Annotated in this window: 14 protein-coding genes; 6 read left to right on the forward strand and 8 right to left on the reverse strand. The window is 75.7% G+C overall.

From position 1 onward, the window contains the following. Positions 1–84 precede the first annotated feature (84 nt). Positions 85–1,494: a class II fumarate hydratase gene (locus P9841_RS06040; protein ID WP_283321134.1), complete on the forward strand. Its 1,410-nt coding sequence runs from the start codon at positions 85–87 to the stop codon at positions 1,492–1,494. Between the two features lie 40 nt (positions 1,495–1,534). Here the strand turns inward: P9841_RS06040 and P9841_RS06045 are convergent, their stop codons facing one another. Further along, positions 1,535–2,020, reverse strand: a complete 486-nt coding sequence (locus tag P9841_RS06045) for a MarR family winged helix-turn-helix transcriptional regulator (RefSeq protein ID WP_283321135.1) — start codon at positions 2,018–2,020, stop codon at positions 1,535–1,537. A gap of 74 nt (positions 2,021–2,094) precedes the next feature. Here P9841_RS06045 and P9841_RS06050 point away from each other — a divergent pair, with 74 nt between their 5' ends. Beyond that, positions 2,095–3,315, forward strand: coding sequence for an FUSC family protein (locus tag P9841_RS06050; RefSeq protein WP_283321136.1), 1,221 nt, complete (start codon positions 2,095–2,097; stop codon positions 3,313–3,315). Between the two features lie 16 nt (positions 3,316–3,331). Here P9841_RS06050 and phoH2 read toward each other — a convergent pair whose 3' ends face one another. Together phoH2 and P9841_RS06060 are read right to left on the reverse strand one after the other, a co-directional pair. Continuing rightward, positions 3,332–4,681: an RNA 5'-3' helicase PhoH2 gene (gene phoH2 / locus P9841_RS06055; protein WP_283321137.1), complete on the reverse strand. Its 1,350-nt coding sequence runs from the start codon at positions 4,679–4,681 to the stop codon at positions 3,332–3,334. 278 nt (positions 4,682–4,959) lie between these two features. Then, the gene (locus P9841_RS06060; RefSeq protein WP_283321138.1) at positions 4,960–5,721 is read right to left on the reverse strand and encodes an isoprenyl transferase; all 762 of its coding nucleotides are present in this window, start codon (positions 5,719–5,721) and stop codon (positions 4,960–4,962) included. A 187-nt stretch (positions 5,722–5,908) separates the two neighbouring features. Between P9841_RS06060 and trhA the strand changes: the two genes are divergently transcribed. Both trhA and P9841_RS06070 read left to right on the forward strand, forming a co-directional pair. Next, on the forward strand, positions 5,909–6,580 hold the full coding sequence (gene trhA / locus P9841_RS06065) for a PAQR family membrane homeostasis protein TrhA (RefSeq protein WP_283321139.1): 672 nt from the start codon (positions 5,909–5,911) through the stop codon (positions 6,578–6,580). A 23-nt stretch (positions 6,581–6,603) separates the two neighbouring features. Next, the gene (locus P9841_RS06070; protein WP_283321140.1) at positions 6,604–7,377 is read left to right on the forward strand and encodes a GTP pyrophosphokinase; all 774 of its coding nucleotides are present in this window, start codon (positions 6,604–6,606) and stop codon (positions 7,375–7,377) included. Between the two features lie 12 nt (positions 7,378–7,389). Here the strand turns inward: P9841_RS06070 and P9841_RS06075 are convergent, their stop codons facing one another. The 3 genes from P9841_RS06075 to mca are packed head-to-tail and all read right to left on the reverse strand — an operon-like array spanning position 7,390 to position 9,475. Then, a complete protein-coding gene (locus P9841_RS06075; RefSeq protein WP_283321141.1) occupies positions 7,390–8,214 on the reverse strand; it encodes a nitrilase-related carbon-nitrogen hydrolase in 825 nt (274 codons plus the stop codon). Next, positions 8,211–8,621, reverse strand: a complete 411-nt coding sequence (locus P9841_RS06080) for a hypothetical protein (RefSeq protein ID WP_283321142.1) — start codon at positions 8,619–8,621, stop codon at positions 8,211–8,213. Before P9841_RS06080 ends, P9841_RS06075 begins: the two co-directional genes overlap by 4 nt. Further along, positions 8,618–9,475: a mycothiol conjugate amidase Mca gene (gene mca / locus P9841_RS06085; protein WP_283321875.1), complete on the reverse strand. Its 858-nt coding sequence runs from the start codon at positions 9,473–9,475 to the stop codon at positions 8,618–8,620. The genes P9841_RS06080 and mca overlap by 4 nt, the downstream gene beginning before the upstream one ends. A 139-nt stretch (positions 9,476–9,614) precedes the next feature. Between mca and P9841_RS06090 the strand changes: the two genes are divergently transcribed. Together P9841_RS06090 and greA are read left to right on the forward strand one after the other, a co-directional pair. Next, on the forward strand, positions 9,615–10,019 hold the full coding sequence (locus tag P9841_RS06090; RefSeq protein WP_283321143.1) for a DUF4307 domain-containing protein: 405 nt from the start codon (positions 9,615–9,617) through the stop codon (positions 10,017–10,019). Positions 10,020–10,296: 277 nt separating this feature from the next. Beyond that, complete coding sequence (gene greA, locus P9841_RS06095; RefSeq protein ID WP_222171571.1) at positions 10,297–10,785, forward strand: transcription elongation factor GreA; 489 nt, start codon at positions 10,297–10,299, stop codon at positions 10,783–10,785. 194 nt (positions 10,786–10,979) lie between these two features. Here greA and ilvA read toward each other — a convergent pair whose 3' ends face one another. Both ilvA and P9841_RS06105 read right to left on the reverse strand, forming a co-directional pair. Further along, on the reverse strand, positions 10,980–12,203 hold the full coding sequence (gene ilvA / locus P9841_RS06100) for a threonine ammonia-lyase (protein WP_502848571.1): 1,224 nt from the start codon (positions 12,201–12,203) through the stop codon (positions 10,980–10,982). Further along, positions 12,196–13,365 carry an AI-2E family transporter gene (locus P9841_RS06105; RefSeq protein ID WP_283321877.1) on the reverse strand — a complete coding sequence of 390 codons (1,170 nt, stop codon included), beginning with the start codon at positions 13,363–13,365 and terminating at the stop codon, positions 12,196–12,198. Before P9841_RS06105 ends, ilvA begins: the two co-directional genes overlap by 8 nt. Positions 13,366–13,452 lie beyond the last annotated feature (87 nt).

Below are 13,452 nucleotides of genomic sequence, written 5' to 3' on the forward strand. Positions count from 1 at the left end.
GGCGGGTGTGACGTGCGCCATAACCCGGGACGAAGGTCCCGGACGGCCGGGCCGGCGGCACGCGGCGGTGGCAGGATGCCGCGCATGAGCCTGCACGCCGACGACGACGTCCAGTACCGCACCGAGCACGACACGATGGGCGAGGTCCGCGTCCCCGCCGCCGCGCTGTACCGCGCGCAGACCCAGCGCGCCGTCGAGAACTTCCCGATCAGCGGGACGACGCTGGAGCGCGGCCACATCGCCGCCCTGGCGCGCATCAAGAAGGCCGCGGCCCTGGCGAACGCCGAGCTCGGCATCCTGGACCGCGCCGTCGCGGACGCGGTCGCCGCCGCGGCGGACGAGGTCGCCGACGGCCGGCACGACGCGCACTTCCCGGTGGACGTCTTCCAGACCGGCTCGGGCACGTCCTCGAACATGAACATGAACGAGGTGCTGGCGACGCTCGCGTCGCGGGCGCTGGGCGCGGACGTGCACCCCAACGACCACGTGAACGCCTCCCAGTCCTCCAACGACGTGTTCCCGACGTCCGTGCACGTCGCCGCGACGGCGGGCGCGGTGCAGGACCTGGTGCCCGCCCTCGAGCACCTCGCGGTCTCGTTCGAGCGGCTCGCCGAGCGCCACGCCGGCGACGTGAAGTCCGGCCGCACCCACCTCATGGACGCCACCCCGGTCACGTTCGGCCAGGAGTTCGGGGGTACGCGGCCGCGGTCCGCCGGGGCGTCGAGCGGTGCAGGCGGCGCTCCCCGCGTCGCGGAGGTCCCGCTCGGCGGCACGGCGGTCGGCACCGGCATCAACACCCCGGCCGGCTTCCCGCAGCGGGTCATCGCGCTGCTCGCGCAGGACACGGGGCTGCCGCTCACCGAGGCGCGCGACCACTTCGAGGCGCAGGGCGCCCGCGACGGGCTGGTCGAGCTGTCGGGCGCGCTGCGCACCATCGCCGTCAGCCTGACGAAGATCTGCAACGACCTGCGCTGGATGGGCTCCGGCCCCAACACGGGGCTCGGCGAGATCCGCATCCCCGACCTCCAGCCGGGCTCCTCGATCATGCCCGGCAAGGTCAACCCGGTGGTCCCGGAGGCCGTGCTCATGGTCGCCGCCCGGGTGGTCGGGAACGACGCGACGGTCGCCTGGGGCGGCGCGAGCGGCTCGTTCGAGCTCAACGTGCAGATCCCCGTCATGGGCCAGGCGGTGCTGGAGTCCGAGCGGCTGCTGGCGGCGGCGTGCCGGGTGCTCGCAGACCGGTGCGTCGACGGCCTGGAGGTCGACGTGGAGCGCGGCGCCGCGTACGCGGGGTCGTCGCCGTCGATCGTCACGCCGCTGAACCGGCTGATCGGCTACGAGGCCGCCGCGAAGATCGCGAAGCACGCCGTCGCGCAGGGCGTCACGGTGCGGGAGGCGGTGCTGGCGCTGGGCTACGTCGACCGCGGGGAGCTCACGGAGCAGCAGCTCGACGAGGCCCTCGACCTGCTGAGCATGACCCGCCCGAGGGCCTGAGCACGCGCGGCGCCGACGGTCCGGGGCCGTGGGGCCCCGGCTAGGCGCCGCCCTCGACCCGCGTCAGCACCCGGGACAGCAGGGCCGCCAGCGTCGCCGCCTCGGCCGGGTCGAGGGCGCCGAGCGCCTCGGCCTCCCGTGCCAGGTGCTCGGGCATCAGCCGGTCGACCGCGGCGCGGCCGTCCGCGGTGAGCGCGAGCAGCACGCCGCGGCGGTCGCGGTGCGGGGTCGTGCGCGCCACCAGCCCGGCCCGCTCGAGCGCGTCCGCGCGCTTGGTGATAGCGGCCGGCGAGGCGGCGGTGATGGTCGACACCTCGGCGGCCCGCAGGGGGCGGCCCGCCCGGCGCAGCGCGCAGAGCACGTCGAACTCGCCCCGGGTCAGGTCCGCCACCGCGAGCGCGGCCTCGGCCCGGGCGTCGAGCAGCGCGGCGATGCGGGTGATGCGGCCGGCCACCGCGATGGGCGCGACGTCGAACGCCGGGGCCTCGCGCTCCCAGTCCTCGCGCAGGCGGTCCACGCTGTCCACGGCCGCCACCCTACCGAGCGTGAGTTGCTTCACGAATCATTTACCCGTGAACGATTCGGTGGCAGCATCGCCCGGTGCACCGCCTGTCCCTCGCCGCCGCCCTCCTGCACCCGTCCCAGCTCCGCGCCGACGTCCGGCCGCGCCCCGGCGGGCCGAGCACCCGGGAGTCCCTGGGCGGGGCGCTGCGGTGCGGGGCGAGCGTCGCGCTGGCGTTCGTGCTGGTCGCCGCGCTCGGCCGCCAGGACCTGGCCGGCTACGCCTCCCTCGGCGCGCTGGCGTCGCTGTACGGGCGCTCCAGCGGCTACGCGTGGCGGCTGCGGCTCATGGCCCTGGTCGGCACGGCGCTCACCGCCGCCGTGGCCGCGATGTCGGCGCTGTCGGCCGCGGGCGCCCCGGTGGTCGTCGAGTTGGCCGCGCTGACCCTGCTCGCCGCGGGCGCCACGGCCGGCGCCGTCGCGCTGCGCACCGGCCCGCCGGGGGCGACGATCCTCGTGTTCGCCGCCGGCGCGGGTGCCGCGGCGGCGACCGGCGCGGGCGACGTGGCGGGGCGGGCGGTCGCGGTGGCGGGCGGCGCGCTCGTGGCCTGCCTGGTGTGCAACGCCGGCCGGGTGCTCGGCCGGCACCGCAGCCGCCCTGCCGACGCCGCGCCGCGGGTGCGGGACGTCGTGCGGGAGGGCACCGCCGGCGGCGCGGCGCTGTCGCCCACGCTCTCGGTCGCCGTGGCCGCGGCGCTCGCCGCCTCCGTCGCGGTCGCCGCCGGCTGGGGTCACCCCGCCTGGGCGGTGATGGGCGCGACCGCCGTCCTGCAGGGCGCGCACGTCCGGCACATGGGCGTCCGGGCGCTGCAGCGCGCCGCCGGGACCACCGCCGGCGTCGCGCTCGCGCTCCCGCTGCTCGACGCGCACCTGCCGTTCTGGGCCGTGGCGGCGCTGGTCGTCGTGCTGCAGACCGCCACCGAGCTGGTCGTCGCGCGGCACTACGGGGCGGCGATGCTCACCATCACACCGATGGCGCTGCTGATGACCTCGCTCGGCGCGCCGCCGGACCCCGCCCGGCTCGCGCTGGACCGGGCCCTCGACACCGCGGCGGGTGCGGTCGTCGGGCTCGTCGTCGCGGTGCTCGCGGCGCGCCCGGAGCACGCGGGCGAGCCCGGCGCGGCGACGGCCGGCGCGGCGGCGGTGCGGATCCGTCCGGCCGGACACGCCGGGCGTGTCGGTGCGTGCGGATCCGAACGCACCGAAAGGGGCGGCGGCAGCGGGACGGGTCAGGCGGCCCCGGTGCGGACCTCGCGCTGACCCGCCCGCCGGCGCCTCAGAGCTCGATGCCCTCCAGCAGCTCCGTCACGAGCGCCGCCACGGGCGACCGCTCCGAGCGCGTCAGCGTGACGTGCGCGAACAGCGGGTGGCCCTTGAGCGCCTCGATGACCGCCGCGACGCCGTCGTGCCGCCCGACCCGCAGGTTGTCCCGCTGGGCGACGTCGTGCGTGAGCACCACCCGCGAGGACTGCCCGATGCGGGACAGCACCGTGAGCAGGACGTTCCGCTCGAGCGACTGCGCCTCGTCGACGATCACGAACGCGTCGTGCAGCGAGCGCCCGCGGATGTGCGTGAGCGGCAGCACCTCGAGCAGGTCGCGGTCGATGACCTCCTCGACCACCTCGCGGCTGACCACCGCACCGAGGGTGTCGAACACCGCCTGCGCCCAGGGGTTCATCTTCTCGGACTCGTTGCCCGGCAGGTAGCCGAGGTCCTGGCCGCCGACCGCGTACAGCGGCCGGAACACCATCACCTTGCGGTGCTGCCGCCGCTCCAGCACGGCCTCGAGCCCGGCGCACAGCGCCAGCGCCGACTTGCCGGTCCCGGCCCGGCCGCCGAGCGACACGATCCCGACCTGCTCGTCCAGCAGCAGGTCGATCGCGATGCGCTGCTCGGCGCTGCGGCCGTGGAGCCCGAACACGTCCTGGTCGCCGCGGACCACCTGCACGTGCTTGTCGGCCGTCACGCGGCCCAGCGCCGAGCCGCGCGGGCTGTGGATCACCAGACCCGTGTGGCAGGGCAGCGACGGCGCGTCCTCGACGTCCGCGAGCGGCAGGCTGTCGTGCTCCCAGAGCTGCGCCATCTGCTGCTCGGTGAGGTCGAGCGCGTCCATCCCCGTCCACCCGGAGTCGACGGCGAGCTCGTGGCGGTACTCCTCGGCGCGCAGCCCGATCGCCGAGGCCTTGATGCGCATCGGCAGGTCCTTGGACACGACCGTCACGTCGCGACCCTCCGCCGCGAGGTTGGCCGCGCACGCCAGGATCCGGGTGTCGTTGTCGCCGAGCCGGAACCCGGCCGGCAGCACGCCGGGGTCGATGTGGTTCAGCTCCACCCGCAGCGTCCCGCCCTGGTCGCCGATCGGCAGCGGCGCGTCCAGGCGCCCGTGCTGCACCCGCAGGTCGTCGAGCATCCGCAGGGCGGCGCGGGCGAAGTACCCGAGCTCGGCGTGGTGCCGCTTGCCCTCCAGCTCGGTGATCACGACGACGGGGAGCACCACGTCGTGCTCGGCGAACCGCAGGATCGCCCGGGGGTCGGACAGCAGGACGGACGTGTCGAGGACGTGTGTCCGGCGCCCCTCCCCCGGCTGCTCGATCGAGGTGGTGGCGGTTCCCAGCTTGCTGACCACGGCAGGCTCCCTCCGGCGCCGATCAGCGCCGCATCGGGCCCCTCGCGCCGTCCGTGCCCCGTGGGGCGGTGCGACGCGCGGTGACGGGACGAGGGCGGCCGGCGCGGGCGTCGGGCCACGACCGGCCCTCCTCCCGGAGCGGATGCTCCATGGGCTGGCCTCCCCGGGACGGCGGGCGCCGTCCGTTGCTCTCGGACGCTACGCCCAGCCGGCGGGGGTGCGGCGCGCGCGACACGCCCGCGGCGCGGCGCGAAACCTGATGTTCACCCGGCGGGCGCCTACCGGCCGTGCCGGCGCTCCCGCGCGGCGTAGTCGCGCACGGCGCGCAGGAAGTCGACCCGCCGGAAGTCCGGCCAGTACGCCTCGCAGAAGTAGTACTCCGAGTGCACCGACTGCCAGAGCATGAACCCCCCGAGCCGCTGCTCCCCGGAGGTGCGGATGACCAGGTCCGGGTCGGGCTGGCCCTTCGTGTACAGGTGGTCCGCGATGTGCTCCACGTCGAACGTCGCGGCGATCTCGTCCAGCGACGCACCCTCGGCCGCGCGCTCGGCGAGGTAGGACCGCACCGCGTCGGCGATCTCGCGGCGGCCGCCGTAGCCGATCGCGACGTTCACGTGCAGCCCGGCGACGTCGGCGGTCGCGGACTCGGCGTCCCGCAGGATGCCGCGCGTCCGCTCCGGCAGGAGGTCGAGCGACCCGACGGCCTGCAGCCGCCACTGCCGCGTCGCCGCGAGCTCGCGCACGGCGTCCTCGATGATGCCGAGCAGCGCCTCGAGCTCCTCGGGGTCCCGCGTGAGGTTGTCGGTCGAGAGCATCCAGAGCGTGACGACCTCGACGCCGACCTCCTCGCCCCACTGCAGCAGGTCCGCGATCCGGTCGGCGCCGCGCCGGTGCCCGGTGGCGGTCGACTCCCCGAGCTGGCGGGCCCAGCGCCGGTTGCCGTCGAGGATGACCCCGACGTGCCGGGGCACCCGGTCGCGTGGCAGCGAGGCGGCCAGCCGACGCTCGTACAACCCGTAGAGCGGGTGGGGCAGGCGCACGCGCGGAACTCCTTCGCCGGGAGGGGTGGCGGTGCTCACGCTACCGCCCGGCGGACCCCCGACGGCCGCGCGGACGGAGGGCGCGCGGAGGAGAACTCGTGCAGGTGCACGAACCTACGCACCCGTAACCTACGCATTCGTAGGTTACGCTGCAGCCGACGTCACCGAGCCGAGGAGGGGATGCGCCGTGAAGGTCACCGAGACCGCCGAGCAGGTCGCGCAGGCCGTCAAGCCGCGGCTGCGCGGGTGGATCCACGCCGGCATGTTCCCGCTGGCCACCGCCGCGTCCGTCGTCCTGGTCGTGCTCGCGCCCACCGCCCCGCTCACGATCGCCTCGGCGGTCTTCGGCGGGGCCGCCATGCTGCTGTTCGGCACCAGCGCCGTCTACCACCGCGGCACGTGGTCGCCCCGGGTCGCCGGCGTCCTGCGCCGCATGGACCACACGAACATCTTCCTCGTCATCGCCGGCACCTACACCCCGCTCGCCGTCGCGCTGCTCCCGGCGGCCACCGCCCAGACACTGCTCGTCATCGTGTGGTCCGGGGCGCTCGTCGGGCTGCTCGCGCGCGTGTTCTGGCTCGGGGCCCCGCGCTGGGTGTACGTGCCCGTGTACATCGCCCTCGGCTGGGTGGCGGTGTGGTTCCTGCCGGCGTTCGGTCGCGCGCCCAACGGCGGCCCCGAGGTCGTGTGGCTCGTCGCCGCCGGCGGCCTCGCGTACACGGTCGGCGCCGTCGTCTACGGGCTGAAGCGGCCGAACCCCAGCCCCCGCTGGTTCGGGTTCCACGAGATCTTCCACCTGCTCACCGTCGTCGGGTTCAGCTGCCACTACGCGGCCGCCGCGCTGGCGGTGCTGCGCTGACCTCTGCGGTTACGGTGGAGGTCATGTCCGCCGTGCAGCCCGTCCGCGACGTCCCCGACCCCGCGCAGGTCCGCGCGCTGGTGCGCGAGATGCGCCGCCTCGCCCTGACGTACAAGTTCGGGATCGACGAGGTCATGACGAAGATCGCGATCCTGCGGGACGAGTTCCTCCACATGCAGGACGACAACCCCGTGGAGCACGTCGGGTCGCGGCTGAAGTCGTTCGAGTCCATCGCGGCCAAGTGCCGGCGCAAGGGCATCCCGCTCGACCCGGACGCCGTGCGCGCCCAGATGTTCGACATCGCCGGCGTGCGGGTGACGTGCTCGTTCGTGTCGGACATCTACCGGCTGCGGGACATGCTGATCGGCCAGGGCGACCTCACCCTGCTCGAGGAGCGCGACTACATCGCCCACCCCAAGCCGAACGGCTACCAGTCGCTCCACCTCATCGTCCAGGTGCCGGTGTACCTGTCCGACCGCGTCGAGGACGTCGTCGTGGAGATCCAGCTCCGGACCATCGCCATGGACTTCTGGGCGAGCCTCGAGCACAAGATCTACTACAAGTACGCCGGCCAGGTGCCCCGCCACCTCACGGACTCGCTCAAGCTCGCGGCCGACGTGGCGGCGTCGCTCGACACGTCGATGGAGCGCATCCACCACGAGGTCAAGGCGCTGGCGGGCGAGCAGCCGGTGCCCGGCCCCGGGGCCGACGACGCGCTCAGCCCGGAGGACCTCATGCGGTCGTTCTGGCCCGCGCCCGACACGCAGCTCGACGGCGAGGGCCGCCCCCGCGTCTGACCGGCGTCCGGGTCAGGCGACCGGGACGACGCGGTACCGGCGATGGTCCAGCGACGGGTTCACCGCGCGCACGTCGGCGAGCGCCGAGGGGTCCAGGTCGACCGTGCGCAGCTCCGGCTCCGTGCCCAGCTCGAGCCCGGCGACGCCGTCCGGGCCGACGACGAGGGACCGGCCCGTCACGCCGCGCCCGGCCTGGCCGACCGCGAGGACCACCACGGTGTTCTCGATGGCGCGCGCCGTCGCCAGCGTCCGCCAGTGATGCTCCTTGAGGGGACCCGCCGCCCACGCCGCCGGGACCACCAGCACGTCCGCCCCCGCGTCGACCGCGCGCCGCGCCGACTCGGGGAACCGCAGGTCGTAGCAGGTGAGCACGCCGAACCGCAGGCCGGCGACGTCGAGCGTCAGCGGGGCGGCGTCGGCCGGCCCGGGCTCCAGCCGGTCGGACTCGCGGTGCCCGAACGCGTCGTACAGGTGCACCTTGCGGTAGACGCCGACGACCGCGCCCGCGGCGTCCACCGCGACGACGGCGTTCGCCGCACGGTCCGCCCGGGACCCCGGGAGGGTGGTGCCGGCGACCACCGCGACGCCGTGGGCGGCGGCACGCTCGCGCAGCGACGAGACGAACGGGCCGTCGAGCGGCTCGGCGTGCTCCGGCCCGGTGCCGCGCGGGTCGAACCCCGAGGCGTACTCCGGCAGCACGAGCACGTCGGCCCGGGCGCGCGCCGCGGTGTCGAAGGCCCGCCGGACCACCTCGCGGTTCGCGTCGTGGTCGTCGCTGACCCGCAGCTGGCCGAGCGTCACCCGCACGGCGGGCCGGACGGGCGGGTCGACGGTCACGGGCGGTCCCGGTCCTCGGGCGCCGGGTCGTCGGCCGGGGCGGCGGGCGGGAGGTCGTCGGGCGCGTCACCGACGCCGGGCGCCGGCGTGCCGCCCCCGGCCTCGGCCTCGGCCTCCTCGAGCCGGCGGGCGTTGCGCTCCACGACGCGCAGGTGCCGCACCAGCGAGAACGCCAGGGCGATCACCGCGGCCGCCACGGCGAACGTCACCAGGAAGCCGAGCAGGCCCGGCGACGTCTGGTCCTCCGGCGGGATCTCGACCGTGCTGGGCGACGGCGACGGCTCCGCGGCCCCCGGCACCAGGAGCGCGACGGGGACCGGGACCACCGCGTGCACCGCCTCGCCGAGCGCGCCGCCCGCCTGCAGCACCGCCCCGTGGGCGACGGCGATCAGCGTGGTGGCGCTCATGCGCGGGCCTCGCGCACGCCGGCGAACAGGTCGTCCTCGGGCAGCGTGGTCGGCACCCGCGACTCGGCGAGCTCGTACTCCTCGTGCGGCCACACCTGCAGCTCGAGGTCGCGCGGCATCGCGAAGAAGAACCCCTCGGGGTCGATCTGCGTGGCGTGCGCGCGCAGCGCGGCGTCCCGGGCGTCGAAGTACCCGCCGACGGGGACCAGGGTCGTCACCTCGCGCTCCGGGATCTCGCGGGCGGCGCGGGACTCGACCCACTCGCCGAACGGCGACTCCAGGCCCCGCTCGACCATCGCCTCGTGCGCCGCGCGGATGCGGGCCATCGAGAAGCCGTGGTTGTAGTACAGCTTCAGCGGCGTCCACGGCTCGCCGGCCCCGCGGTAGCGCTCCGGGTCCCCCGCCGCGTGGAACGCCTCCACCGCGACCCGGTGGGTCATCACGTGGTCGGGGTGCGGGTAGCCGCCCGTCGGGTCGTACGTCGTGATGACGTGCGGCCGGAACGAGCGGACCAGCTCGACGAGCGGCCGCGCCGCGTCCTCCAGCGGGACCAGGGCGAAGCAGCCCTCGGGCAGCGGCGGCAGCGGGTCGCCCTCGGGCAGGCCGGAGTCGACGAAGCCGAGCCAGTGCTGCCGGACGCCGAGCGCCTGCGCGGCCGCGGCCATCTCGACGCGCCGCACCGCGCGCATGCCCTCGATGCCGCCCTCGACCGGCGGGTGGTGCGGGTTGAGCACGTCGCCCCGCTCGCCGCCGGTGCAGGTGACGACGAGCACGTCCACCCCCTCGGCGGCGTACCGGGCGGTCGTCGCGGCGCCCTTGCTCGACTCGTCGTCCGGGTGGGCGTGCACGGCCATCAGGCGCAGCTGCTCGGTCACGTTCGCTCGTGGTCCTTCCCTCGGCGTCCGCCGGAGCACCGGCGGACGGGAGACAATGATCCCTCACCCCACCGACACCGGCGCACCCCGACGCCCGGCGGACCAGCAGGAGGAGCGCGTGACCGCAGACGCCGCCGCGACGCCGGCACCCCCGGAGGGACGCTACGGGCGCCCGCCGACGTCCCGGCGCGCGACGCGGGCCGCCGTGGCGGTGCTCGCCGTGCTCGGCCTCGCGGTCGTGGTCTGGCTGGGCGTCGGGCAGGCGCGGACGCCCGTGCGCTGGGACGAGGTCGGCTTCCGCGTGGACGGCCCGACGTCGACCGAGGTGACGTTCGACGTCACGAAGGACCCGGACGCCACCGCCGTCTGCCGGGTGCAGGCGCTGTCCGAGGGGTACGCCGAGGTCGGGGTCCGGACGGTCGAGGTCGGCCCCGCGGGCACGCGCACGCAGCGGGTCACGGCGACCATCCTCACCGCCGAGCAGGCCGTGACCGCCGTCGTGGAGTCCTGCGAGCCCGCCTGACGCCGCGCGGGAGCCGTGCGGGAGACCGCGCCGGTGCCGTGCGGGTGCGGCGCGGGCGCCGGGCCGGACCCGCACGCGCCGGAGCCCCGGCGTTGCTATGATTGCCGATTCATACGCCGCCCCCGGACCGACGTCGCCCGACGTCGCCGCAGGTCGACGCGACCACGAGACGGCGGCACACCCGTTCACGCACCTCGCGGGTCCGCGCACGCCTGACCGGGGACGACGCACAGTGCACCCGCCCCGCCGGGGCGCGACACGCAGGGAAGGAGTGGACGTGACCGACACGACGCAGGCCGCCACCTGGCTGACGCAGGAGGCCTACGACCGCCTCAAGGCGGAGCTCGAGCACCTCGAGGGCCCGGGACGCGCCGAGGTCACCGAGCGCATCGCCGCCGCGCGTGACGAGGGCGACCTCAAGGAGAACGGCGGCTACCACGCGGCGCGCGAGGAGCAGGCCAAGCAGGAGGCCCGCATCCGCGAGCTCAAGGAGAAGCTGCGCAACGTGCAGATCGGCACCCCGCCGGACGACGGCGTCGTGGAGCCGGGCATGGTCGTGACCGCCGTCGTGGCGGGTGACGAGATGACGTTCCTCCTGGGCTCCCGCGAGATCGCCGGCAGCGCGGACATCGAGGTCTTCTCCCCGACGTCGCCGCTCGGCGCCTCCATCAACGGCCGGCAGGTCGGCGACACGGTGGCCTACACCGCGCCGAACGGCCGCGAGATCCCCGTCGAGATCAAGGCCGCGAAGCCCTTCGAGGGCTGACCCGCTCGGCACCGCGAGGGCCCCGTCCGCACGCCGGACGGGGCCCTCGCCGCGTCCCCGCCCGCTCCCGCCCCGCGGCCCTGGGCTCCGGGTCGGCGGCGAGGTCGTCACGTCGGGCCGAGGTCGTCAGGTGGGCGGGACGACCTCGGCCCGGACTGACGACCTCGCGGCCGCGCCGAGCTCGCGCCAGGGGGTCAGTGCTCGGACAGGCGGAAGCCGGCGTCGCGCAGGCTCTGCAGGAGGCGCGCGCAGTGCTCGGGGCCCTTGGTCTCCACCTGGACCTCGATCTCGACCTCGTCGATCTCCAGGTCCACCCCGGTGCGGACGTGCGACACGTGCATGACGTTGCCGCCGGCGGCCGCGAGCTCACGCAGCAGCCCCGCGAGCGCGCCCGGGGTGTCGTGGACGCGCACCCGCAGCTGCAGGTACCGACCGGAGACGGCGAGCCCGTGCCGGACGACCCGGAGCAGCACCAGGGGGTCGATGTTGCCGCCGGACAGCACGACCACCACGGCTCCCTCGAGGTCCCCGGCGCCGGCGGCCATGACGGCCGCGACCCCGGCGGCGCCGGACGGCTCGACGAGCAGCTTCGCGCGCTCCGCGACGAGCAGCAGCGCCCGGGACAGGTCCTCCTCGGAGACGGTGCGCACCTCGCAGGCGTGGCGCCGCAGCACGTCGAACGGCACCCGTCCGGGCGTGCCGACCGCGATGCCGTCGGCCATGGTGTGCAGCTCGGGCGCCGGCACGGGCTCCCCCGCGACGAGGGACGCCGGGTACGCCGCCGCGCGGGCCGCCTGGACGCCGATCACCCGGACGTGGGGCGCCGCCTCGGCGACGACCGCCTGGATGCCGGCCGCGAGCCCGCCGCCGCCGAGCGGCACCACGATGGTCCGGACGTCGGGCACCTGCTCGAGGATCTCGAGCGCGAGCGTGCCCTGCCCGGCGACGATGTCCGCGTGGTCGAACGGGTGGATGAGCACCCGCCCGGTCCGCTCGGCCTCGGCGCGGGCGGCCACGAGCGCCTCGTCGACGCTGTGCCCGTGGGGGCGCACCTCCGCCCCGTACTCCTTCGTGGCGGCGATCTTCGGCAGCGCCGCGTCGACCGGCATGTACACGACCGCGTCGATGCCGAGCAGCTGCGCGGCGAGCGCGACGCCCTGCGCGTGGTTGCCGGCGCTGGCGGCGACGACCCCGCGGGCCTTCTCCTCGGGCGACAGCCGCGACATGCGCACGTACGCGCCGCGGATCTTGAACGACCCGGCCCGCTGCAGGTTCTCGCACTTGAGGTGCACCGGGACGCCGGCGACCTGCGACAGCGCCCGGGACGACTCCACCGGCGTCCGGGTGGCCACCCCGTCCAGCAGGCGCGCGGCCGCCCGGGCGTCCTCCAGGAAGCTCACGTCGGTCCGCTCAGACACGGGCGTCCGCCCCGCCGGCGCCGCGCCGCGAGAACAGGCCGGGTGGTCGCAGGTCCGGGTGGTCGTCCGTGCCGAGCTGCGGGAACTTGTCGTGCCCGTGCAGGTACAGCACCACGGTGTTGAGCACGGCGGCGATCGGCACGGCGAACAGGGCGCCCACGATCCCGGCGGCCATCGACCCCGCGGCGACGACCAGCAGCACCGCGACCGGGTGCAGCGACACCGCGTGGCCCATGAGGAACGGCTGGAGCACGTGGCCCTCGATCTGCTGCACCGCGAGCACGACGCCCAGCATGATCAGCGCGATCACCCAGCCCTTGGCGACGAGCGCGACCAGCACCGCGACGGCGCCCGTCGCGATCGCGCCGACGATCGGGATGAACGAGCCGACGAACACCAGCGTCGCCAGGGGCAGCGCGAGCGGCACCCCCAGGATCGCGGCGCCGAGGCCGATGCCGGTGGCGTCGACCAGGGCGACGAGGATCTGCGTGCGGGTGTAGCCGGACAGCGTGACGATGCCGCGGCGGCCGGCCTGGTGCACCCGCTCCCGCACGGACGACGGCAGCAGCCCGACCACCCAGGACCAGATGGTGCGCCCGTCGAGCAGGAAGAAGAACGTGCAGAACAGCGCGATGAGCGCGCCGGCGGCGACGTGCCCGACCGTGGTGGTCACGGACAGCGCGCCGGACAGCAGGGCGTCGGCGTTGGCGGAGATCTGGTCCCGGCCCTGCTGGACGAGCTGGTCGAGCTGGACGGTGTCGATGCCGAGCGGCCCGTCGGACAGCCACCGCAGCGCCTCGTCGACGCCCTGGGACGCCTGGTCGGACAGGTCGCCGAAGCCCGCCGCGATGGACCGGCCGGCGATGACGACCAGCCCGGTGACGGCCGCGAGCAGGAGCAGCACGGACGTGATCGACGCCAGGGCGCGCGGGAAGCGGGCCACCCGCCGCAGCCACCGGGCCACGGGCGTGAGCAGCACCGTCAGCAGCAGCGCGACGGCGACGGCCACCACGATCATCTGGAAGTAGCCGATGAGCCACAGCGCCGCCGCCGCGGCGGCCACGATGAGCAGGAACCGCCACGACCACGCGGCGGCCGCGCGCACGGACGGCGTCACCGACTGCTCGGCGCTCCAGCCGCGGGGCGTCGCGCCGGACGTCAGGTCGCCCTCGTGGAGCACCGGCGCCGGCTCGGCGGCGACGGCCCGGCGGCTCCGGGCGCGGCTGCGCCAGCCCTTCCCGGGCAGGCC

Source organism: Cellulomonas sp. ES6 (assembly GCF_030053835.1).
Classification (GTDB): Bacteria; Actinomycetota; Actinomycetes; order Actinomycetales; family Cellulomonadaceae; genus Cellulomonas.

Bases quoted from the DNA above. Each gene is read 5' to 3' on its own strand.
- P9841_RS06040 (WP_283321134.1), top strand. From the start codon at position 85: ATGAGCCTGCACGCCGACGACGACGTCCAGTACCGCACCGAGCACGAC.
- P9841_RS06070 (WP_283321140.1), top strand. From the start codon at position 6,604: ATGTCCGCCGTGCAGCCCGTCCGCGACGTCCCCGACCCCGCGCAGGTC.
- P9841_RS06080 (WP_283321142.1), bottom strand. From the start codon at position 8,621: ATGAGCGCCACCACGCTGATCGCCGTCGCCCACGGGGCGGTGCTGCAG.
- mca (WP_283321875.1), bottom strand. From the start codon at position 9,475: ATGGCCGTGCACGCCCACCCGGACGACGAGTCGAGCAAGGGCGCCGCG.